This is a genomic window from Bradyrhizobium sp. USDA 3397 (genome assembly GCF_054060965.1).
In genome coordinates, this window is record NZ_JBSSDS010000001.1 from 3,043,243 (window position 1) to 3,062,081 (window position 18,839).

Annotated in this window: 18 protein-coding genes and 1 pseudogene; 6 read left to right on the forward strand and 13 right to left on the reverse strand. The window is 65.2% G+C overall.

All coding sequences use genetic code 11. The features are described 5' to 3' along the window. Window positions 1–181: 181 nt before the first annotated feature. Both ACVWYQ_RS14400 and ACVWYQ_RS14405 read left to right on the forward strand, forming a co-directional pair. Window positions 182–883: a FecR family protein gene (locus ACVWYQ_RS14400; protein ID WP_057026234.1), complete on the forward strand. Its 702-nt coding sequence runs from the start codon at window positions 182–184 to the stop codon at window positions 881–883. A gap of 2 nt (window positions 884–885) precedes the next feature. Continuing rightward, window positions 886–2,070 (forward strand): hypothetical protein, encoded by a 1,185-nt coding sequence (locus ACVWYQ_RS14405; protein WP_456725720.1) that lies wholly within the window; start codon window positions 886–888, stop codon window positions 2,068–2,070. Window positions 2,071–2,230: 160 nt separating this feature from the next. On the opposite strand, the gene ACVWYQ_RS14410 is transcribed toward ACVWYQ_RS14405, so the two are convergent. From ACVWYQ_RS14410 to ACVWYQ_RS14420, 3 genes are all read right to left on the reverse strand, one after another. Then, window positions 2,231–2,719 (reverse strand): VOC family protein, encoded by a 489-nt coding sequence (locus ACVWYQ_RS14410; protein WP_404653431.1) that lies wholly within the window; start codon window positions 2,717–2,719, stop codon window positions 2,231–2,233. A 34-nt stretch (window positions 2,720–2,753) separates the two neighbouring features. Beyond that, complete coding sequence (locus ACVWYQ_RS14415) at window positions 2,754–3,182, reverse strand: VOC family protein (protein WP_128262979.1); 429 nt, start codon at window positions 3,180–3,182, stop codon at window positions 2,754–2,756. 130 nt (window positions 3,183–3,312) lie between these two features. Further along, complete coding sequence (locus ACVWYQ_RS14420) at window positions 3,313–3,831, reverse strand: cupin domain-containing protein (protein ID WP_128262978.1); 519 nt, start codon at window positions 3,829–3,831, stop codon at window positions 3,313–3,315. A gap of 128 nt (window positions 3,832–3,959) precedes the next feature. Here ACVWYQ_RS14420 and ACVWYQ_RS14425 point away from each other — a divergent pair, with 128 nt between their 5' ends. Next, the gene (locus ACVWYQ_RS14425) at window positions 3,960–4,178 is read left to right on the forward strand and encodes a CsbD family protein (RefSeq protein WP_036013900.1); all 219 of its coding nucleotides are present in this window, start codon (window positions 3,960–3,962) and stop codon (window positions 4,176–4,178) included. Window positions 4,179–4,387: 209 nt separating this feature from the next. On the opposite strand, the gene ACVWYQ_RS14430 is transcribed toward ACVWYQ_RS14425, so the two are convergent. The 5 genes from ACVWYQ_RS14430 to ggt form a co-directional block, all read right to left on the reverse strand. After that, window positions 4,388–4,852, reverse strand: a complete 465-nt coding sequence (locus tag ACVWYQ_RS14430) for an FKBP-type peptidyl-prolyl cis-trans isomerase (protein WP_157287563.1) — start codon at window positions 4,850–4,852, stop codon at window positions 4,388–4,390. A 62-nt stretch (window positions 4,853–4,914) separates the two neighbouring features. Next, the gene (locus tag ACVWYQ_RS14435) at window positions 4,915–7,206 is read right to left on the reverse strand and encodes a xanthine dehydrogenase family protein molybdopterin-binding subunit (RefSeq protein WP_271538430.1); all 2,292 of its coding nucleotides are present in this window, start codon (window positions 7,204–7,206) and stop codon (window positions 4,915–4,917) included. 2 nt (window positions 7,207–7,208) lie between these two features. Continuing rightward, on the reverse strand, window positions 7,209–8,225 hold the full coding sequence (locus ACVWYQ_RS14440) for an FAD binding domain-containing protein (RefSeq protein ID WP_456725721.1): 1,017 nt from the start codon (window positions 8,223–8,225) through the stop codon (window positions 7,209–7,211). A 4-nt stretch (window positions 8,226–8,229) separates the two neighbouring features. Then, window positions 8,230–8,844: a (2Fe-2S)-binding protein gene (locus ACVWYQ_RS14445; protein WP_456725722.1), complete on the reverse strand. Its 615-nt coding sequence runs from the start codon at window positions 8,842–8,844 to the stop codon at window positions 8,230–8,232. A gap of 167 nt (window positions 8,845–9,011) precedes the next feature. Continuing rightward, complete coding sequence (ggt, locus tag ACVWYQ_RS14450; protein WP_456725723.1) at window positions 9,012–10,598, reverse strand: gamma-glutamyltransferase; 1,587 nt, start codon at window positions 10,596–10,598, stop codon at window positions 9,012–9,014. Between the two features lie 196 nt (window positions 10,599–10,794). Here ggt and trhO point away from each other — a divergent pair, with 196 nt between their 5' ends. Both trhO and ACVWYQ_RS14460 read left to right on the forward strand, forming a co-directional pair. Beyond that, the gene (gene trhO / locus ACVWYQ_RS14455; protein ID WP_456725724.1) at window positions 10,795–11,562 is read left to right on the forward strand and encodes an oxygen-dependent tRNA uridine(34) hydroxylase TrhO; all 768 of its coding nucleotides are present in this window, start codon (window positions 10,795–10,797) and stop codon (window positions 11,560–11,562) included. After that, window positions 11,552–11,770 (forward strand): SlyX family protein, encoded by a 219-nt coding sequence (locus ACVWYQ_RS14460; RefSeq protein WP_036024763.1) that lies wholly within the window; start codon window positions 11,552–11,554, stop codon window positions 11,768–11,770. The genes trhO and ACVWYQ_RS14460 overlap by 11 nt, the downstream gene beginning before the upstream one ends. 6 nt (window positions 11,771–11,776) lie before the next feature. On the opposite strand, the pseudogene ACVWYQ_RS14465 reads toward ACVWYQ_RS14460, so the two are convergent. Both ACVWYQ_RS14465 and ACVWYQ_RS14470 read right to left on the reverse strand, forming a co-directional pair. Then, window positions 11,777–13,677, reverse strand: a pseudogene (locus ACVWYQ_RS14465) (diguanylate cyclase). 174 nt (window positions 13,678–13,851) lie between these two features. Continuing rightward, on the reverse strand, window positions 13,852–14,067 hold the full coding sequence (locus ACVWYQ_RS14470) for a hypothetical protein (RefSeq protein ID WP_036035323.1): 216 nt from the start codon (window positions 14,065–14,067) through the stop codon (window positions 13,852–13,854). 106 nt (window positions 14,068–14,173) lie between these two features. Here ACVWYQ_RS14470 and hemE point away from each other — a divergent pair, with 106 nt between their 5' ends. Continuing rightward, the gene (gene hemE, locus ACVWYQ_RS14475) at window positions 14,174–15,208 is read left to right on the forward strand and encodes a uroporphyrinogen decarboxylase (RefSeq protein WP_456725725.1); all 1,035 of its coding nucleotides are present in this window, start codon (window positions 14,174–14,176) and stop codon (window positions 15,206–15,208) included. 315 nt (window positions 15,209–15,523) lie between these two features. Here hemE and hemC read toward each other — a convergent pair whose 3' ends face one another. The 3 genes from hemC to ACVWYQ_RS14490 are packed head-to-tail and all read right to left on the reverse strand — an operon-like array spanning window position 15,524 to window position 18,798. Continuing rightward, on the reverse strand, window positions 15,524–16,504 hold the full coding sequence (gene hemC / locus ACVWYQ_RS14480) for a hydroxymethylbilane synthase (protein ID WP_456725726.1): 981 nt from the start codon (window positions 16,502–16,504) through the stop codon (window positions 15,524–15,526). Between the two features lie 24 nt (window positions 16,505–16,528). Further along, window positions 16,529–18,154 carry a GMC family oxidoreductase gene (locus ACVWYQ_RS14485; protein WP_271538448.1) on the reverse strand — a complete coding sequence of 542 codons (1,626 nt, stop codon included), beginning with the start codon at window positions 18,152–18,154 and terminating at the stop codon, window positions 16,529–16,531. A gap of 53 nt (window positions 18,155–18,207) precedes the next feature. Further along, window positions 18,208–18,798, reverse strand: a complete 591-nt coding sequence (locus tag ACVWYQ_RS14490) for a TetR/AcrR family transcriptional regulator (RefSeq protein ID WP_271538450.1) — start codon at window positions 18,796–18,798, stop codon at window positions 18,208–18,210. Window positions 18,799–18,839: the final 41 nt, after the last annotated feature.

Below are 18,839 nucleotides of genomic sequence, written 5' to 3' on the forward strand. Positions count from 1 at the left end.
GGCTGTGTTGCGTGGCAAATCGGCTTCACCGCGGAGAAAAATAAACTGCTTCCCGTCATTGAACGCATTCTGCCGCAACTGTCACTAAGCATGACGCACGTCCGCGCCGCTTGTGATAATTCCGCCACATCAGAAGCGCGCGCGTTCCGGTACGATCAGGGACACATCGATCGGTTGCGAAATGAATTTGCGTTTTTGCCTTTTCTCCACACTGCTCACGGCCGCAATCTGTGCGGCATCCGGCGCCGAAGCACAGACGCGCGTCGGCCAGGCTGTCGTCATCCAGAACGAAGTGGTGCGGGTCGCCGCGACCACCACGCCGATCAATGTCGGCGACAGCATGCTGCGCGACGAGACCGTGCGGACCGGCGCCGACAGCGCGGCGCGTTTCGTGATGGCCGACAGCACCAATCTATCACTCGGGCCGAGCGCCACGCTGAAGCTCGACCGCACTGTCTTCAACGACGAGCACAGCTATCGCGACGTCGCGATTCGCATGACCACCGGCGCCTTCCGCTTCGTCACCGGACGCTCCGACAAGGCCGCCTACAAGATCACGACGCCGCTCGCCACCATCGGCGTGCGCGGCACCACGCTCGATATTCTCTCGCAGCGCGGGCGCTCCGTCGTCGTGCTTCAGGACGGCGCGGCCAGCGTGTGCACGAAGAGCGCCCAGTGCGTGCAACTCACCCAGCCCGGCGACACCGCCATCATCACCTCGACTGGCGGCAAGGTGAGCATCACCAAGAGCAACACGCCGCCCTGGACCTTCGCCGCCAATTGCGCCGCGAGCGCCGGGTTGTGCGCAGTCAACCAGTACGCCGGCGCCTCGCCGACCATCACGCCTGCCGTCGAGGACGACGCCATGCTGTGCGGGCGCTGACGATGGCGAAGTTCATCGTCCGGCACCTCATCCTTGCCGTTGCGCTGGCCGCATCTGCGGCGTTTGCGCTCGTCACGTTCGATGCCCGCCCGGCGGCTGCACAGGCCTCGGAGTGCGGGTCCGAGTGCGGTGAACCAGAGCCCACTCCCTCCCCAACCTATTCGCCGTCGCCATATCCGTCCCCGACCTATTCCCCGTCGCCGAATCCCTCGCCCACGCCGACCCCTTCCCCATCGCCCAGCCCCTATCCGTCGCCTTCACCGAGCCCGGCTCCGTCGCCGTCGGGACCGACGGGCGCGGATTCCAGTGGCAATTCGATCGGCGGCCTTGCCAATCAGCGCTTCAATCAGATGATCACCAACCGGGTGCTCGGCACGGTGCTGCTCGGCGTCAACGAGCAGATCAATTGCGGCGACTGCATCAGCGCGTTCGGCTCGGCCGGCTCGTTCTCGGCCGGCATCCACGGCCGCAAGCAGCTGACCAACAATCTGTCGCTGCTCGCCGGCATCGCCTACACACACTACGAAGGGGGCGGCTACGAGATCACGAGCGCACCGATCGGCGCTTTCGCGTTGCGCTACGACTTCACCGATTGGGGCTCGTCGCGCCCGTTCTTCGACGTCGGCGCGATCCTGACGCCATGGGAGAAAGCGCGCTACACGCGCAGCTACGACACCAGCCTCGGGCCGGTGACCGTGACGAGCTCGACCAACGCGTCCAACTACGCCGTTTACGGCCGCGCCGGCTGGATGAGCCGCCTCTCGCCGCGCGACGAGGTCGCGGCCTCGATCGAGGTCTGGCAGCTCTGGCAACGCGTCTCCGGCTATCGCGACAGCGCGGTGGCGTTCAACCCGTTCGACGCCAGCATCGCTGATGGCACCGACCGCACCAGCCTCGTCAAGATCGGCGGCCAGTGGACGCATCTGTTCGGCAGCAACATCGAGACCAACATCAATGGCGGCTGGGTGCAGTCCTTCGCCAGCCACAGCGGCATCGTCGCCACAGTGACCGGCCAGGGCACGGTGGTGCCGACCATGGGCAACCAGGGCTGGTTCGAATATGGCGGCCGCCTCGGCTTCCGCGTGCAGAAAGGCTGGATCGTGGACCTCTTCGCCAACGGCACGCTCGGCCCGCAGCCGGTCGGCAACACCATCCACGGCGGCGTGGGGCTGCGGATCAATTATTAGCCGGCGAGAATCCTGCCTCACATTCCGCTGTCATGCCCCGGCTTGACCGGGGCATCCAGTACGCCGCGGCCCATCGGTTTAATCACTGCCGTCTCGGAGTACTGGATCGCCCGGTCAAGCCGGGCGATGACAGTGAGTATGTGGCGAGAGCGACCCGCCCTCACGCGGCCGACTTGCCCTCGAACGCCCGCCGCAACACCTCAACGTCCAGCTTGACCATCTTCATCATCGCCGCCATCGCGCGTGCGGCTGCGGCCTTGTCCGGGCTCGACAGGAACTCGAACATCACCTTCGGCACGATCTGCCAGGCCACGCCCCAGCGATCTCTCAGCCAGCCGCACTGCTCCGCCTTGCCGCCATGGGCGAGGAACGCGTTCCAGACGCGGTCGACCTCGGCCTGATCGTCGCAATGAATCATCAGCGAGATCGCGTGGGTGTATTCCATCTTCATCCCGCCATTGAGCGCGACCAGCGGCTGTCCGGCCACGGTGAACTCGACGACGAGCACGGAGCCTTCCTTGCCGGACGGGCCGTCCGCAACGTTGCGCTGAACGTGTGTGATCGTCGAATTCGGGACCAGCGAGACGTAGAATTTTGCAGCGTCCTCGGCATCGCCGTTGAACCACATGCAGGGCACGAGCTTGGACATGGTGAATGCTCCTCTTGAGGTCTGCTGTTTCGGCTCAGGCGTTCGCCAGGTCGGGCTGCAGAGGGGCGGCGGAAAGGTCCATCCAGTTCACGCCCCACATATGGCCGTCCGGATCCTCGAAGCTGCGGCCGTACATGAAGCCGTATTCGTCCTTCGGGCTGGGATCGGCAACGCCTCCTGCAGCCTCCGCCCTGCCAACGATGTCATCGACCTCGCTGCGGCTGTCCGCGGACAGGCAGAACAACGCTTGGTTGGAGATCCTGGCGTCCGCGATCGGCTTCGGCGTGAACTGGCGAAATTTGTCGTGAGTCAGCAGCATGGCGAAGATGGTCTCGGAAAAGACCATGCAGCTCGCGGTCTCGTCGCTGAATTGCGGGTTCTTGACCGCGCCGACCGCCTCATAGAAGGCAGTCGCGCGCTTGAGGTCGGTCACCGGCAGGTTGACGAAGATCATCTTGGGCATCGGAAGCTCCTTGGCGGGGTACTGGCCAAGGACGGATGGCCAGGCCGCCATCCGACATGACTTCCGACAAATTTTTGGACCCCGACTGCGGGGGGCCCTGTCGCGCCGCTCTCCGCGCCCCTGAAGAGACTTACTTCTTCTCGTTGGGATCCCGGTGCACCGGGTCGATCCACAGCACGGTCTCGGGCTTCTCGACCGGCTCAATGTCGAGGTTGATGGCCACCGCCTCGCCGTCGCTGCGCACCAGCACGCATTCCAGCACCTCGTCGGGGCTGGCGTTGATCTCCTGGTGCGGCACGTAGGGCGGGACGAAAATGAAGTCGCCAGGGCCGGCTTCCGCGGTGAATTGCAGGCTCTCGCCCCAGCGCATGCGCGCCTTGCCCTTCACGACATAGATGACGCTTTCGAGATGGCCGTGGTGATGTGCGCCGGTCTTGGCATCCGGCTTGATGCTGACGGTGCCCGCCCACAATTTCTGGGCGCCGACGCGGGCGAAATTGATCGCGGCCGCACGGTCCATGCCCGCTGTCGACGGCACATTGGTATCGAGCTGATTGCCGGGAATGACGCGCACGCCGTCATGTTTCCAGCGGTCATCATGATGATGACCATGGTCATGGTGGGAATGCGAATGGTCATGGCCGGTCATGGGACTTGCTTTCTGTTGGTTCCGTGCGCGGCAAACTAACCCAAAGCCGCAGCCGCAAGCCATACCAAAATCGGAACCCTCATAGCCGCCCAGCGTTGTCATTCCAAGCAAACTGAAAGGAGATTTCCATGGGCAGCACGACCGACAAGATCAAGGGCACCGCCAACGAGGCGATCGGCAAGGCCAAGCAGGGCGTCGGTGAAGCCACCGGATCCGATCGGATGAAAGGCGAAGGCGTGGTGCAGGAAGTGAAGGGCAAGGGCCAGCAGGCCATGGGCGATGCCAAGGACGCCGCGAAGGATGCGATGGATCGCGCCGCCGCTGCGGCTCGCCGCGCCGCGGAGTGACGCGCGCTGGATTGAAAAATGAAAAGACCGGCCGCAAGGCCGGTCTTTTTGCTTGTATCGATTTCATCCGTCATGGCCGGGCTTGACCCGGCCATCCACGTCTAGACCGCACGGCACGAAGATCGTGGATGCCCAGGCCTTCGCCTCGCCGAAGCCGCTTCGGCCGCGCAGGCGGGACGATGGCGGGCATGACGATGTAGAGACGTCAGTCACTTCACCGCGAGCAATTCCACGTCGAACATCAGCGTCGCGTTCGGCGGGATCACGCCGCCAGCACCGCGGGCGCCGTAGCCGAGCTGCGGCGGGATGATCAGCGTGCGCTTGCCGCCGACCTTCATCGAGGCGACGCCTTCGTCCCAGCCGGCGATGACGCGGCCCTTGCCGATCGGGAATTCGAACGGCTCCTTGCGGTCGACGGAGCTATCGAATTTCTTGCCCTTCTGGCCATTCTCATAGAGCCAGCCGGTGTAGTGCATCACGCAGATCTGGCCGGGCTGCGGCGAGGCACCGGTGCCGACGGCGGAGTCGATGATCTGCAAGCCTGAAGCTGTGGTCATGGTCTTTCCTGCGGTCTGGGCCGAGGCCGTGGTGGAAACGAAATGCGACACGCTGGCGATCACGGTGATCGCGAGTGCCGACATCAGGGCGAGGAGCGCGCGCTGGAAACGCTGCATAAAACACCTTCCGTTTGAGGCGGGAGGTGTCTAACCCAAGGCGGTCGCCGTTTCCACCCCCTTTAGAGCTCGATATCTTCGAGCCGGACCGGCAGCCTGCGGATACGCTGCCCCGTTGCGTGGTAGATCGCATTGCAGATCGCAGCATTGGTGCCGACATTGCCAAGCTCGCCGAGGCCCTTTGCGCCCAACGGGTTGATGTGATCGTCCTGCTCGGACAGCATAATCACCTCGACGCCGGGCACATCGGCATTCACGGGCACGAGGTAATCGGCAAGATTGTCGTTGACGTAGCGCGCATTGCGCTCGTCGATCTCGGTGGCCTCGAGCAGCGCCGAGGACATGCCCCAGATCAGGCCGCCCATGAGCTGGCTGCGCGCGGTGCGCGGATTCATGATCCTGCCCGCCGCGAACGCGCCGACCAGGCGGGGGCAGCGGATCTCGTGCGTGAAGCGATTGACGCGGACCTCGACGAACTCGGCGCCGAAGGCATAGGCGATCTGGTCCTTCATTTGATGGCCGCCGACCAGCCGGACCTGCCCGCTGTGCATGGCCCTGAAGGAATCCAGCGGCGCGCCCTCCGGCTTCCACTCGCCATATTCTTCGACCACGCCGACGCCGAGCGCATCGAACGCCTTCTCGATGTCGAGCGAGCGATCGCCCTTGGCCGCCTGGGTCGAGGGAGCCGGGCTGATGCCGACGGTCTCCTTGGCCTTGTCGGCAAGGCTGTCGCTGGGCATCAGCGCCTTGAACAGGCGCTGTCGGATCTGATCGCACACCATCATCACGGCCGAGCAGGTGCTGGCAGTGGAATTGGAGCCGCCGGCAACCGGCGCGGGCGGCAGGTCGCTGTCGCCCATGAAGACCGCAACCTTCTCCAATGGCACGCCGAGCCGCTCGGCAGCAGTCTGGGCTATGACGGTGTAGGCACCGGTCCCGATCTCATGGCCGGCGATCTCGACGCGCGTGCGGCCGTCGCGCTGCAGGCGCACGCGTGCGGCGGACGGTCCCGCCAGCGTCGGATAGCACGTGGCGGCGCAGCCGTAGCCGATCAACCAGTCGCCATCCGACATCGATTTCGGCTGCGGCGAGCGCTGCGACCAGCCAAACGCCTTGGCGGCTTCGTCGAAGCACGCCATGAGCGATCGCGACGTGTAGGGCTTGCCATCGATGGGATCCCTGGTGGCGTCGTTGATACGGCGAAGCTCGACCGGATCCATGTTCAGCTTCACCGCGAGCTCGTCCAGCGCGCTCTCCAGCGCGAACAGATACGGCACCTCGGGGGGCGAGCGCATGAAGCCGGGCGTGTTGCGATCGGCACGCACAATCGAGACTAGGCTGTCCACGTTCGGGCAGGCATAGAGCCGCGTCGTGGTCTTGGTGCCGCCGACGCAATAGGCGTCGGGGCGCGAGGAGACCTCGGCCCCCTCATGCCTCAAGGCGACCAGCCTGCCGTCGCGGCTTGCACCAAGCTTGATCTCGTGACGGGTCTCGGCGCGATGAGTGGTAATCGTGAAGCCCTGGTCGCGGGTCGGGACCAGCTTGATCGGACGGTTCAGGCGCCTGGCCATGGCGGCGATGATGGCGGTGCGCGGCGTCATCGAACCTCGCGACCCGAATCCGCCGCCGACATAGGGATTGACCACGCGCACCTTGTCGGCGTCGATGCCGAGCTGCTCGGCCACGCCGTTCTTCAGGCCATGGACATACTGGCTGCCCTCGTAGATGACGAGATTGTCGCCCATCCAGGTGCAGCTGGTCGTGAACAGCTCCAGCGGATTGTGATGCTGCGTCGGCGTGGCGTAGGAGGCGGTCAGCTTGACCTCGGCCGCGTCGAACGCCTTGGCGAAATCCCCGACCTTCGGGTCTTCCTTGAACTGCGAGTTTTGTCCTTTCGCGGCGGCTGTCGTCGTCCCCGGCGAATCGAAAGTCGCGCTGGGCGTAGCAGCGCTATAGCTGACCTTGACGCGGTTGGCCGCTTCGCGCGCGGCCTCGTAACTCTCCGCCACCACCACGGCGATGATCTGGCCGTCATGGGCGATCTCGGCCGATTTCAACGGCTGGATCGTGGTGCCGGCATAGCCGCCATTGCTGAACAGTTTCGACTCCTTCAGCTTCGGGGCGTTCTCGTGCGTGACGATGTCGATCACGCCGCGGACGCGCTTGGCATCGTCGAGGTCGAAGCGGTCGATGCGGCCCTTGGCGATGGCGCTGGTGACCAGGAACGCGTAGGCTGGATTGTCCAGCGGCATGTCCGAGGCATAGGTCGCCCGCCCCGTCACCTTTGCGGCCGCATCATAGCGCGGCACGGGCTGCCCCATATTTGTCTTCGGCCCGGGAGCTGCAGCGGTCATGGTCAGATCTCCATCGTTACGGCCTGCTGGAGCGCGCGTGCCACGACCCGCTTGCCGAGCGCAATCTTGAAGCTGTTGTGCCGGCGCCCGCGGGCGTCCGCGAAGGCGGCATCGGCCACGCGCTGTGCCAGAGCTTCGTCGAACCTCTGTCCCTTCAACAGCGCCTCGGCCTCACGCGCCCGCCACGGCACGGTGGCGACGCCACCGAGCGCGACGCGCGCGTCGCGGATCGTGCCGTCCTGAACGTCGAGCGCGATCGCGGCTGACGACAGCGCGAATTCGTAGGATTGCCGGTCGCGGGCCTTCAAATACACCGAGCGTGGCCAGCGGCCGGAAATCGAGAACGACGAGATCAGCTCGCCGGGCTGAAGCGCAGTCTCGATGTCGGGCGTGCTGCCTGGTGCCTTGTGAAGCTGCGCGAACGGCATGCTGCGCGTACCGGCCTTGCCGGTGATCTCGACCATGGCATCGAGCGCGATCAGCGCCTGCGCGAAATCGCCAGGATACGTCGCGATGCACTGATCGGAGGTCCCGAGCACCGCATGAATGCGATTAACGCCGTCCATTGCGGCACAGCCGGAGCCGGGATTGCGCTTGTTGCAGTTCTCATAGGAGACATCGCGGAAGTAGTTGCAGCGCGTCCGCTGCATCACGTTGCCGCCGAGCGTTGCCATGTTGCGCAGCTGGGCGCTGGCAGCAAGCTTCAGCGAATCCGCGATCACCGGATAGTTGCGCTGGATCTCGGTATGCGCGGCGACGTCAGACATTTTTGCGAGCGCCCCGAGGCGCAAGCCATCTCCGCTCGGCGCGATCGCCGACCAGGCATGGGCCAGCGGAGTGATGTCGACGATCGTGGTGGGCCGCATCACGTCGAGCTTCATCAGATCGATCAGCGTGGTTCCGCCGGCAAGCGGCTGCGCCGTCGCCTTCGTCAGCGGATCGTTGGCGGCCGCGGCGGCGCCCAGAGCCCGCACGGCCATATCTGGATCTGATGCCCTTTGATATGAAAACGGTCGCATGCGCCTAGCCTTTCATGATCTCGGGCTCGGCCTGCTTCACGGCGGCGACGATGTTGGGATAGGCGGCACAGCGGCAGATGTTGCCGCTCATGTATTCGCGGATCTCGGCCTCGTTGCCGGCATGGCCTTCCTTCACGCAGGCGATCGCCGACATGATCTGGCCGGGCGTGCAATAGCCGCACTGGAACGCATCGTTGTCGATGAAGGCCTGCTGCATCGGATGCAGGCGGTCGTCGGTGGCGAGGCCTTCGATGGTCGTGATCTCCTGTCCCTCGGCGGCGAGTGCCAGCGTCAGGCACGCCACCACGCGGCGACCGTCGATCAGCACCGTGCAGGCGCCGCACTGGCCGTGGTCGCAGCCCTTCTTGCTGCCGGTGAGCTTGAGATGTTCGCGTAAGGCGTCGAGCACCGTGGTGCGCGCATCGATGCTCAGGCGCTTGTCCTTGCCGTTGACGTGCAGCGTGACCTCGACGGGAAGCGACGGATCCTGCGCGGCCGGCGCCCGGGCATCCTCCGACGCCGCGCGCGCCGTGATCGGGATCAGCGCGCTGCCCGCCGCCCCGGCCATGAAGGCGCGCCGGTCGAATCCGGATGATCTGGAACCTGGTTTGTCGGGCATGGCAGGCCTCCGCCGCTGATCTGCAAAGCAGCGCACGCCTGCACCGCTCATCGCCCCTTAACCTCGAGCAATGGGCGCAGTTCCGGATGAGAGAAGGGCGGCGCAGCAAATGCCGCGCCGCCCTTCGTCAACTTTTCCTGATCGCGCGTGGGGAACTGCGCCGGCGATCAATAACCCAGCGCGCAGCCGTCCTTGCGCGGATCGGAGCCGCCGGTGAGCGTGCCCTTGTCCCAATCGATCCAGATTGCCTGGGCGCCGCCGAGCGGGCTGACCACGCTGGTGGTCTTGTGGCCGAGCTTCTTCAGGCCTTCGACGACGGCTGCTGGCACGCTGTCCTCGAGCTGATACTGACCCTCGTAGTGCAGGCCGCGCGGCATGTCGATCGCCTCCTGCACGTCGCAGCCGTAGTCGAGGATGTTGGTCAGGAGATGCGTCTGGCCGGTCGGCTGGTACTGGCCGCCCATGACCGCAAACGACATCGTGGAACGGCCGCCCTTGGTGAGCAGGCCCGGCATGATCGTGTGCAGCGGGCGCTTGCCGCCTTCGATGCAGTTGGGATGGCCCGGCTGGATACGGAAGCCGCCGGCGCGGTTCTGGAACAAGACACCGGTCTTGTTCGAGACGATCGCGGAGCCGAAGGAATGCGCGACCGAATTGATGAACGAGCAGACGTTGCGGTCCTTGTCCACGACCGTGATGTAGATGGTCGAGGGATTCATCGGCGGCGCCACGTTCGGCAGGTCGAGCATGCCGTCCATGCGGATCTTGCTGATGTGCTCGTCGACAAACCCCTTCTCGAGCATCTCGGCGACGTTGATCTTCATGTGCTCGGGAGAGGCGACATGCATCTCGCGGTTCATGTAGGCGATGCGTGCCGCTTCCGCCTCGAGGTGGAAGCGCTCGACGCTGACGGGCGCGTACCTGGTCAGATCGAAGCGCGACAGGATATTGAGCATCAAGAGCGCGGTGACGCCCGGGCCGTTCGGCGGGCACTGCCAGACGTCATAGCCCTTGTACATGGTGCCGATAGGGGTGGTCACTTCGGTCGTGTGCGCGGCGAAATCGTCGAGCGTGTGCAGGCCGCCGATGCCCCTGAGGGTCTCGACCATGTCCTCCGCGATCTCGCCCTTGTAGAAGGCGTCGCGGCCGTCCTTGGCGATCGCGCGCAGCGTCTTGCCGAGCTCGACCTGGCGAATGACGTCGCCGGCGACCGGCGGCTGGCCGCCCGGCAACAAATAGCGCACTGTGTTGGTACCGTTCTTCAGCTTCTCGAACTGGTTCTTCCAGTCGAAGGCGATGCGGGGCGCCACGACATAACCTTCCTCGGCCGCCTTGATCGCCGGCTGGAGCAGCCGGTCGAAACCGAACTTGCCGTGATCGCGCAGCACGGTGGCGAAGGCATCGATCACGCCGGGGATCGAGACCGCATGCGCCGAGGTCAGCGGCACTGAATTGATCTTGCGTTCGAGATACCAGTCGGCATTCGCGGCCTTCGGCGCGCGGCCGGAGCCGTTATAGGCGACGATCTTGCCCTCGCCCCGCGGCTGGATCAGCGCAAAGCAATCGCCGCCGATGCCGGTCGATTGCGGCTCGATCACGCCGAGCAGGGCCGAGCCGGCAACCGCCGCGTCCACCGCGGTGCCACCCTCGCGCAGCACCTCGATCGCGGCGAGCGAGGCCTGCGGATGCGAGGTCGCCACCATCGCATTGGTGGCGTGGACCGTGGACCTGCCGGGGAAATGGAAGTTTCTCATCGAATGTCTTGCTCTCTTGGCCGTCGGCGCGGTTGGCGCGCCATCTCGAAAACCGCGTCTACATGGCACATTCCCGCCCCGCGGGGCAATGCTGGCATACCAGGAAAATGGCTGCTATCCGCTGAGCGTATGGACCTTTTGCAGGCTCTTGCGATGCGGGTTTTCCGGGCGCGGGCCGCCTGCTAAACGAGCGGCCATGACGTCGAGCAATACGCCTTACAAGGTCTGTGCCTTCTATCAATTCGTCGCCCTCCCGGATTACCGCGAGCTGCGCGAGCCGCTGCGCGCCTGCTGCGCCGGCCTTGGGCTGAAGGGCAGCGTGTTGCTGGCGCAGGAGGGCATCAACGGCACGGTCGCCGGTGCACGGGAGGCGATCGACGCCTTCGCTCACGAGCTCGCACGCGGCGACATGTTCGCCGGCAGGCTCGATAATCTCGAATTGAAATTCTCCGCTGCGGAGGCGATGCCGTTCGGACGGCTGAAGGTGCGGCTGAAGAAGGAAATCGTCACGCTGGGCGATGCGGCCGCCGATCCGACGCGCCAGGTCGGCACCTATGTCGATCCGCGCGAATGGAACGCGCTGATCGCAGCACCCGATACCCTCGTGCTCGACACCCGCAACGCCTTCGAGGTCGCGATGGGCACGTTCGAGGGCGCGCTCGATCCCGGCATCAAGAGCTTCGGCCAGTTTAAGGACTTTGCCGCCGAGCAGCTCGATCCGGCACGGCACCGCAGGATCGCGATGTTCTGCACCGGCGGCATCCGCTGCGAGAAGGCGAGCGCGCATCTGCTCGCACGCGGCTTTGCCGAGGTCTATCACCTCAAGGGCGGCATCCTGAGATATCTGGAAGAGGTGCCGGAGGCGGAGAGCCACTGGCGCGGCGAATGCTTCGTGTTCGACGAGCGCGTGGCGCTCGGCCACGGCTTGCGCGAGAAAAACAAGGACGTAACGCGTGACGAATGAGATCAAGACGCTGAGCGAGCGCATCGACACGCTGGAAACGCGCCTCGCCTATCAGGACGATACGATCGAGACGTTGAACCAGACCATCACCGCGCAGTGGAAGCAGATCGACAGGCTGACGCGGCAGATCACCGAGCTCAATGCTCGGCTGCAGGACGCCGAGGCAAATGCGCCGGGGCCTGCCAACGAGCCGCCGCCGCATTATTGAGCGGTGTTACTGGCCGGACGCCTTGGGCAGCAGGTCCATGACCTCGCCGGACATTACCAGGCGGTTGCGGCCTGCGGCCTTGGCGGCATAGAGCGCCCGGTCGGCAGCTTCGACCAGCGCAGCGACCCCCGCGGTTCGTTCGAACGCCGGTCGGCAGGCTGCGCCGCCAAGCGAGGCAGTGACGCATCCAGCCGCCTGGTTGCTGCTATGGGCGAGGCCGGCCTCGTGAATGGCGATGCGGATCCGTTCGCCGACGCGGGCGCAGCCGGCGGCATCGATGTTCGGCATCAGCATGGCGAATTCCTCACCGCCGTAACGCGCCGCCAGATCGCCGGCGCGCTGCGCTTCGGCCGCGATGATCTTGGCGATCAGGCGCAGGCAGGCATCGCCCGCGGGATGGCCGTATTCATCGTTGTAGGCCTTGAAGTGGTCGACGTCGATCATCAGCAGAGCAAGGCTGGAGCGGTCGCGATAGGCGCGCGCCCATTCCTCCTTCAGGCGTTCGTCGAAACGACGGCGATTGGCGAGGCCGGTGAGACTGTCCTCGATCGCCAGCGTCTCGAGCCTGGTTTCCAGCCTCTTGTGCTCGGTGATGTCGCGGGAGATCGCAACCACACCGTCGACGCGGCCATCGTCCTTGCGTGTCACCCGCATGGTCGATTCGAGCCAGATTTCGCCGTTCTGCCGATGCGAGTTGCGGTAGGTGAGACGCGCCTCCTCCTTCTCACCGCGCTTCATCGCGTCGACGATCGCCTGGACCTCCGGCAGGTCTTCCGGATTGATACCCGCGAGGCAGGCGTGCCGATCAACTGATTTGGACGCCAGCCGACGACACGGACTGACGAGGGCGAGACATAACGCAGCCGCTCATCGAGGCCGATCCGCGTCACCATGTCGCTGGAGCCTTCGGCGAGCAGGCGGAAATGCGCCTCCGTCTCGGTCAGCGCGACGGCCATGCGCTGGCCGCGCTGCAACTGCCGCACCAGGACGCCGCCGATGACTGCGATCAGCATCACCAGCGCGAGCACGTAGAGCATGCGGGAGATCGCCGCCGCGCGCCACGGCGCGAGCAGCTCGTCCTTGTCGACGGTGGCGAGCAGGAGGAGCGGGAATCGACTGCTGCGATTGAAGAAGCTGACGCGTTCGGCACCGTCCAGCGGCGAGGTGAAATGATAAGCGCCGCTCGGCCGTTGCAGGCTCGGCTCGCGGAACAACGGCTTGTCGGCGACACTACGCCCGACGAACGTCTCGTTGCTGGGATTGCGCGCGACGATCAGTCCGTCGCCATGCGCCAGTGACACGGAGCTGTTGCGGCCGATTTCGAACTGCTTGTAGAAATGCGACAGATAGTTCGAGCTGATGGTCGCGAGCACCACGCCGCCGAAGCTGCCGTCCTGCTTGCTGAAGCGGCGTGACAGGGTGACGACCCATTCGCCGTCCAGCAGGCTCTTCACCGGACGGCCGACATGGGCCTCGCGCTTCGGCGAGAGCTGGTGATATCGGAAGAAGGCATCGTCGCTGAAGGTCGTGCCAATCGTACCGGGTGAGGTCAGCCAGTTGCCCCGATCATCGATGATGGCGAGGCTGTGAATGCGCGCGATCGCCTTCTTGCGCACATCCAGCAAGGTGCGCAGCTTCGCGATCGTGACCGGGGCGGTGCCATCCATCTCCAACCGGCTGACCACGCCGACGACACCGGAATCCAGGAGATCGAGGCTGTCTTCGGCATGCTGGGTCAGCGAACGGGCAACGTTCGCCATCTCCATCTCGGCGTCCTTAAGCACCGCATCGCGAGCCGTCCATTCACGCCAACCGCTGACGCCGAGGATGGTCGCGCAGGTCAGCGCGACGAAAGCCGCCGCGCGCAGCGGCAGGCGGCTCCATCCGGCTCGTTGGGTAGCACTCATGCGGCAGGGTCCTCCGATCGCTCGGAAACCTCTGCCGCTTGTGTTATTTAATTCTGAAATCGCTACCGGACTACGCGGCGGTTTCCGCCCTTTCCAGTAGTCTTACGGACGCGGCGATCGGCGCATCGCTAACAAGACATTAGCGGGCCGATCGGAATCCGGCGCCCGCCGCCGCTAGCTGAAGATGGCCTTGACCTTGGCCCAGAGCGAAGGATGCTCGGCATCGGCGTCGGCCTTCGAGGGCGTCGGCTGCGCCGCGCTCACGGGATCGGACGCTGGGAACGTGTCCCTCAGCCCGTCGTCGAGCTTGGACTGCCGATCGGCAGCGAGCGCCTCGCGCAGGTCTTCGGCGTGCTTATCGTGCGGCGCGGGGTTGAATGTCTCAGCCATGATCTCCTCCATTGGCTGGTCAACGCGGCCCGATTGCGCTGGTTCCACTGTTCCGCTGAGGGCCGCAGCGGTGTATCAGGAGGCACAACCTTTTTCAGGACCATTCGTGCCCCAGCCTTCGACGAAACCCTTCATCGACGTCCTCTCTGGCCAGCGCCAAGCCATCCCGCCCATGTGGATGATGCGCCAGGCCGGGCGCTACCTGCCGGAATATCGCGAGGTGCGCGCCAAGGCGGGCGGCTTCCTCGATCTCTGCTTCAACCCGGAGCTTTCCGCCGAGGTGACGCTGCAGCCGATCCGGAGGTTCGGTTTCGATGCGGCGATCATCTTCTCCGACATCCTGGTGATCCCCTATGCGCTCGGACGCTCGGTGCGGTTCGAGGTCGGCGAGGGCCCGCGGCTCGAGCCGCTGGACGATCCGGCCAAGGTGGCGACGCTGGCGACGCGCGCAGATTTCGGCAAGCTCGAGCCGGTGTTTGAGGCGCTGAAGATCGTGCGCGGCGCGCTCGATCCCGAGGTCGCGCTGATCGGCTTCTGCGGCGCACCGTGGACGGTGGCGACTTACATGGTCGCGGGCCACGGCACGCCGGACCAGGCGCCGGCCCGGATGATGGCCTACCGCCATCCGGAAGCTTTCTCAGAGATCATCGACGTCCTGGTCGACAACTCTATTCAATATCTGCTGGCACAGCTCGACGCCGGGGCCGACGCGTTGCAGATCTTCGACACCTGGGCCGGCGTGCTGCCGCCGACCGAGTTCGCGCGCTGGTCGGTCGAGCCGACGCGGCGTATCGTGGAGGGCGTCAGGGCCAAGGTGCCGGACGCGAAGATCATCGGCTTCCCGCGCGGGGCCGGCGCGCAGCTCCCCGGTTACGTCGAAGCCACCGGCGTCAACGCCGTCAGCATCGACTGGACCGCGGAGCCTGACTTCATTCGCGAGCGGGTGCAGAGCAAGGTCGCGGTGCAGGGCAATCTCGATCCACTGGTGCTGATCACGGGCGGCGCCGCACTCGATGGCGCGGTCGACAACGTGCTGGCCAATTTTGCTGCCGGGCGGCTGATCTTCAACCTCGGCCACGGCATTCAGCCGGAAACGCCGATTGCGCATGTCGAGCAGATGATCAGGCGCGTGCGGGGGTAGCGGTCGGCATCTCGGTTTGCGGCCATCCTTCGAGACGCGCGCTAGGGCGCGCTCCTCAGGATGAGGCTTGTGTTCACTTCGAAATCCCCTGGACCCTCATGGTGAGGAGCGCCGCCTTACGGCGCGTCTCGAACCATGAGCTGAGGGAAAAGAAAGCCGTCAACAAAAACCGCGAAAACAACCCCATGCACAGTACAAATCATTGAAGAATTTCGCACGGCGCAGCTTCAGATCCGGAAGCGACGAGATTTGACCCGTCGGGCAAAACAGGGGCATAATGGCATCATCGCCCCCATGAGAAAAGTTGGTGAGAGTCTAGCGCGGCCGGCTGCGCTCGATGATCTCCGCCGCCCCCTTCGCCAGCAGCTCGAGTCCCACCGCGCGGCCGAGCTCGCGCGGACGATTGGCAAAACCTGTGCCCCCGGCCTCGATGATGGTGTTGCCGGAGAGGTCGAGCACGGACGCCGTCAGCGCCATCCGATCGACAATGACGGTCGAAAATGCCGCCACAGGCGAATTGCAATGGCCGTTCAGCACCCACAGCACCTCGCGCTCGGCGTCGGCACAAGCATGCGCGGCGGGGTCGTCGATCGACGACAGGATTTGTCGCGTTTGCCAGTCCTGCGCGGCGCATTCGACGGCAACGATGCCCTGCCCTGCCGCGGGCAGCATCTCCGCTGCCCTGAATTCATAGGCAATGCGGCCAGACAAGCCGACGCGATTGAGGCCCGAGCGCGCCATGATCAGTGCGTCGGCCGGTCCGACCGCGCCGCCATCGGGCAGCCGCTGCTTCTCGCCGTTGTCGAGCTTGCGCACACGCGTGTCGGCGGCGCCACGGAAGTGGATCACCTCGACATCGGGGAACAGCCGCCGCGCATAGGCTGCGCGGCGCACCGCGTTGGTGCCGATCTTGAAACCCTTGCCGCGGGACTGCCGTAGCGCCTCCAGCGTCACACCCTCGCGCAGCACCAGCGCATCACCAGGCGGATCGCGCGACAGCGTGGCGCCGATGACGAGGCCGGGCGTGTCCTCGTTGCCCGGCATGTCCTTTAACGAATGCATCGCTGCCTGGAGCTCACCCGACAGCACGGCGGCGCGGATCTGCGCCACGAAGGCGCCGCCTTTGCCGCCATGCGGCAGCAGCTTGCTGGTCTGGTCGAGATCGCCCGTGGTATCGAACTTGACGATCTCGACGTCGAGACCGGGCACGGCGGCGGTCAGGCGGCGCGCAATCTCTTCCGTCTGTGCCAGCGCCATCGCGCTCTTCCGCGTGCCGATCCGAAATCGAGTAGCCAAGTCGAACTTCCTTTCAGGGCGAATTTATCGCGCATCCTCCAATATCATGTCGGACGCCTTCTCGGCGATCATAATGATCGGCGCATTGGTGTTCCCCGATACGAGGTCCGGCATGATCGAGCCATCGACGACGCGAAGGCCGTCGAGCCCCCTCACCTTCAGCCGCTGATCGACCACCGCGAGCGCGTCGTTGCCCATACGACAGGTCGAGGTCGGATGGTAGATGGTGCTGCCGCGCTCGCGGCAATAATCCAAGATCTCGGCGTCCGTGGATACCTTTTCGCCGGGGTCGTACTCACTGACCACGAAAGGCTTCAGCGCCGGCGCGTTCAGTATCTTGCGCAGGATCTTGATGCCCTCGACATTGGTGGTGCGGTCGGTCTCGGTGGACATGTAATTGATCCGGATCTCCGGCGGCACGGTCGGGTCTGCGCTCTTGATGCGCAGGGTGCCGCGGCTCTCGGGCCGGAGCTGGCACACCGAGGCGGTGAATCCGGAGAAGGCGTGCAGCTTCTCGCCCATCTTGTCGGTCGAGAACGGCAGGAAGTGCACCTGGATGTCGGGCGAGGCGAGACGCGGACTGGTCTTGAAGAAGGCGCCCGCCGTGCCGGCAGCGATCGTCAACCAGCCCTTGCGAAACAGCGCATAGCGTGCGCCGGCCATGGTGCGGCGAAGCGGATGATTGATGGTGTCGTTGAGCGTGATCTTCTGCGAGCAGCGCATGACGATGCGGACCTGCATGTGATCCTGCAGATCATGGCCCACGCCGGCAGCATCGAGCACCACCTCGATGCCATGCTTGCGCAGGAGATCGCCGGGCCCGACGCCTGAGAGCTGAAGCAGCTGCGGCGAGTTGTAGGCGCCGCTCGACACGACGACTTCCCGCCGTGCACGCGCGCGGCGCAAAGCTGCGCCCTGCCGGTATTCGACGCCGACGGCGCGGCGCCCCTCGAACAGGATGCGTTGGGCGTGCGCAGAGGTCTCGATCTTGAGATTACTGCGGGACTTGGCAGGCCCGAGATAGGCGACCGACGTCGAGGCGCGCCGGCCGTTGCGCGTCGTGGTCTGAAACAGGCCGACGCCTTCCTGCGTCGCGCCGTTGAAATCAGGATTGTAGGGCAGACCGCTCTCGACGGCGGCGTCGATGAAGGCCTTCGACAACGGATCGGTCACAATCATGTTGGACACCGGGAGCGGCCCGCCCGTGCCGTGATACTGATCGGCGCCGCGCGACTGATTCTCGGCCTTCTTGAAATAGGGCAGCACGTCGTCATAGCCCCAGCCGGTGTTGCCGAGCTGGCGCCAGCGGTCGTAGTCCTCGTGCTGGCCGCGGACATAGAGCAGGCCGTTGATCGAGCTCGATCCGCCCAGCGTTTTTCCGCGCGGCTGGAACACCTGGCGGCCCTTCAGCTCGGGCTCCGGTTCGGTCTGGTACATCCAGTTGACGCTCTTCTCCTTGAACAGCTTGCCGTAGCCGAGCGGGACGTGGATCCAGATGTTGGAATCCTTCGGGCCGGCCTCGAGCAGCAGCACGCTGTGCATGCCGTTCGCCGAGAGCCTGTTGGCGAGCACGCAGCCGGCGGAGCCGGCGCCGACGATGATGTAGTCGAATTCGGGATCGGTGGGTGCGAGCGAGGAAGTTGCGTTCATGCGCTACTGTTCTTCTTGTTGGCGTGGGCGTTTCGAGCTCGTGAGTAGCACAATCAAGCCCTGACGCGCAGCGCCTCGACCAGCGACTTGAACGCACGGGCATATTCCGCGCCGGCCTTTGCGACATCGACGCGTCCGGCGCAGGCGACCGCGGCCTCGGTCACCGCGCCGAGCAGCAGCCGGGCCAGCGGCTCGACCGGCTGGCGCGCGATCAGGCCAGCCTCCATCGCTGCGGAGAGCGCACGCGGCAGCTTGCCGCCAAAATGTTGTGCGTCTATCTCGCGCCAGCGCTCCCAGCCGAGCACGGCCGGGCCGTCACGCAAAATGACCTGGCCGGTCGGACCTTTCGCGGTGGCCGCAAAATAGTGCTGGGTGCCGGCGACCATGGCGGCGAGCACGTCCTTTTCAGTGCGCGCCGTGCGGTCGATCTCGGCAACGAGGTCGCGCGAGACCTGGTCGAACACGGCTGCGAACACCGCCTCCTTGGTCTTGAAGTGATGATAGACCGCGCCCTTGGCGACCGAAGCGCCTTCGGCAATGTCGTCCATGGTGGTGGCGGCAAAGCCGTGCGTCCCGAACAGGCGCCGCGCCGCCGCCAGGATCGCTTCCGATGTTGCCGCCCGCCGCTCCGCCTGTTTGGCCATGAGTCTCGTCTAGTTGAATTCGGTACAGCCGGCCAGTTGAC

Excerpts from the sequence above, each read along its gene's own strand:
- ACVWYQ_RS14440 (WP_456725721.1), bottom strand. The coding sequence starts at position 8,225 with ATGCGACCGTTTTCATATCAAAGGGCATCAGATCCAGATATGGCCGTG.
- trhO (WP_456725724.1), top strand. The coding sequence starts at position 10,795 with ATGACGTCGAGCAATACGCCTTACAAGGTCTGTGCCTTCTATCAATTC.
- ACVWYQ_RS14470 (WP_036035323.1), bottom strand. The coding sequence starts at position 14,067 with ATGGCTGAGACATTCAACCCCGCGCCGCACGATAAGCACGCCGAAGAC.
- ACVWYQ_RS14405 (WP_456725720.1), top strand. The coding sequence starts at position 886 with ATGGCGAAGTTCATCGTCCGGCACCTCATCCTTGCCGTTGCGCTGGCC.
- ACVWYQ_RS14415 (WP_128262979.1), bottom strand. The coding sequence starts at position 3,182 with ATGCCCAAGATGATCTTCGTCAACCTGCCGGTGACCGACCTCAAGCGC.
- ACVWYQ_RS14430 (WP_157287563.1), bottom strand. The coding sequence starts at position 4,852 with ATGCAGCGTTTCCAGCGCGCGCTCCTCGCCCTGATGTCGGCACTCGCG.
- ACVWYQ_RS14420 (WP_128262978.1), bottom strand. The coding sequence starts at position 3,831 with ATGACCGGCCATGACCATTCGCATTCCCACCATGACCATGGTCATCAT.
- ACVWYQ_RS14425 (WP_036013900.1), top strand. The coding sequence starts at position 3,960 with ATGGGCAGCACGACCGACAAGATCAAGGGCACCGCCAACGAGGCGATC.
- ACVWYQ_RS14400 (WP_057026234.1), top strand. The coding sequence starts at position 182 with ATGAATTTGCGTTTTTGCCTTTTCTCCACACTGCTCACGGCCGCAATC.
- ACVWYQ_RS14410 (WP_404653431.1), bottom strand. The coding sequence starts at position 2,719 with ATGTCCAAGCTCGTGCCCTGCATGTGGTTCAACGGCGATGCCGAGGAC.
- ACVWYQ_RS14485 (WP_271538448.1), bottom strand. The coding sequence starts at position 18,154 with ATGAACGCAACTTCCTCGCTCGCACCCACCGATCCCGAATTCGACTAC.
- ACVWYQ_RS14445 (WP_456725722.1), bottom strand. The coding sequence starts at position 8,844 with ATGCCCGACAAACCAGGTTCCAGATCATCCGGATTCGACCGGCGCGCC.
- ggt (WP_456725723.1), bottom strand. The coding sequence starts at position 10,598 with ATGAGAAACTTCCATTTCCCCGGCAGGTCCACGGTCCACGCCACCAAT.
- ACVWYQ_RS14435 (WP_271538430.1), bottom strand. The coding sequence starts at position 7,206 with ATGACCGCTGCAGCTCCCGGGCCGAAGACAAATATGGGGCAGCCCGTG.
- ACVWYQ_RS14490 (WP_271538450.1), bottom strand. The coding sequence starts at position 18,798 with ATGGCCAAACAGGCGGAGCGGCGGGCGGCAACATCGGAAGCGATCCTG.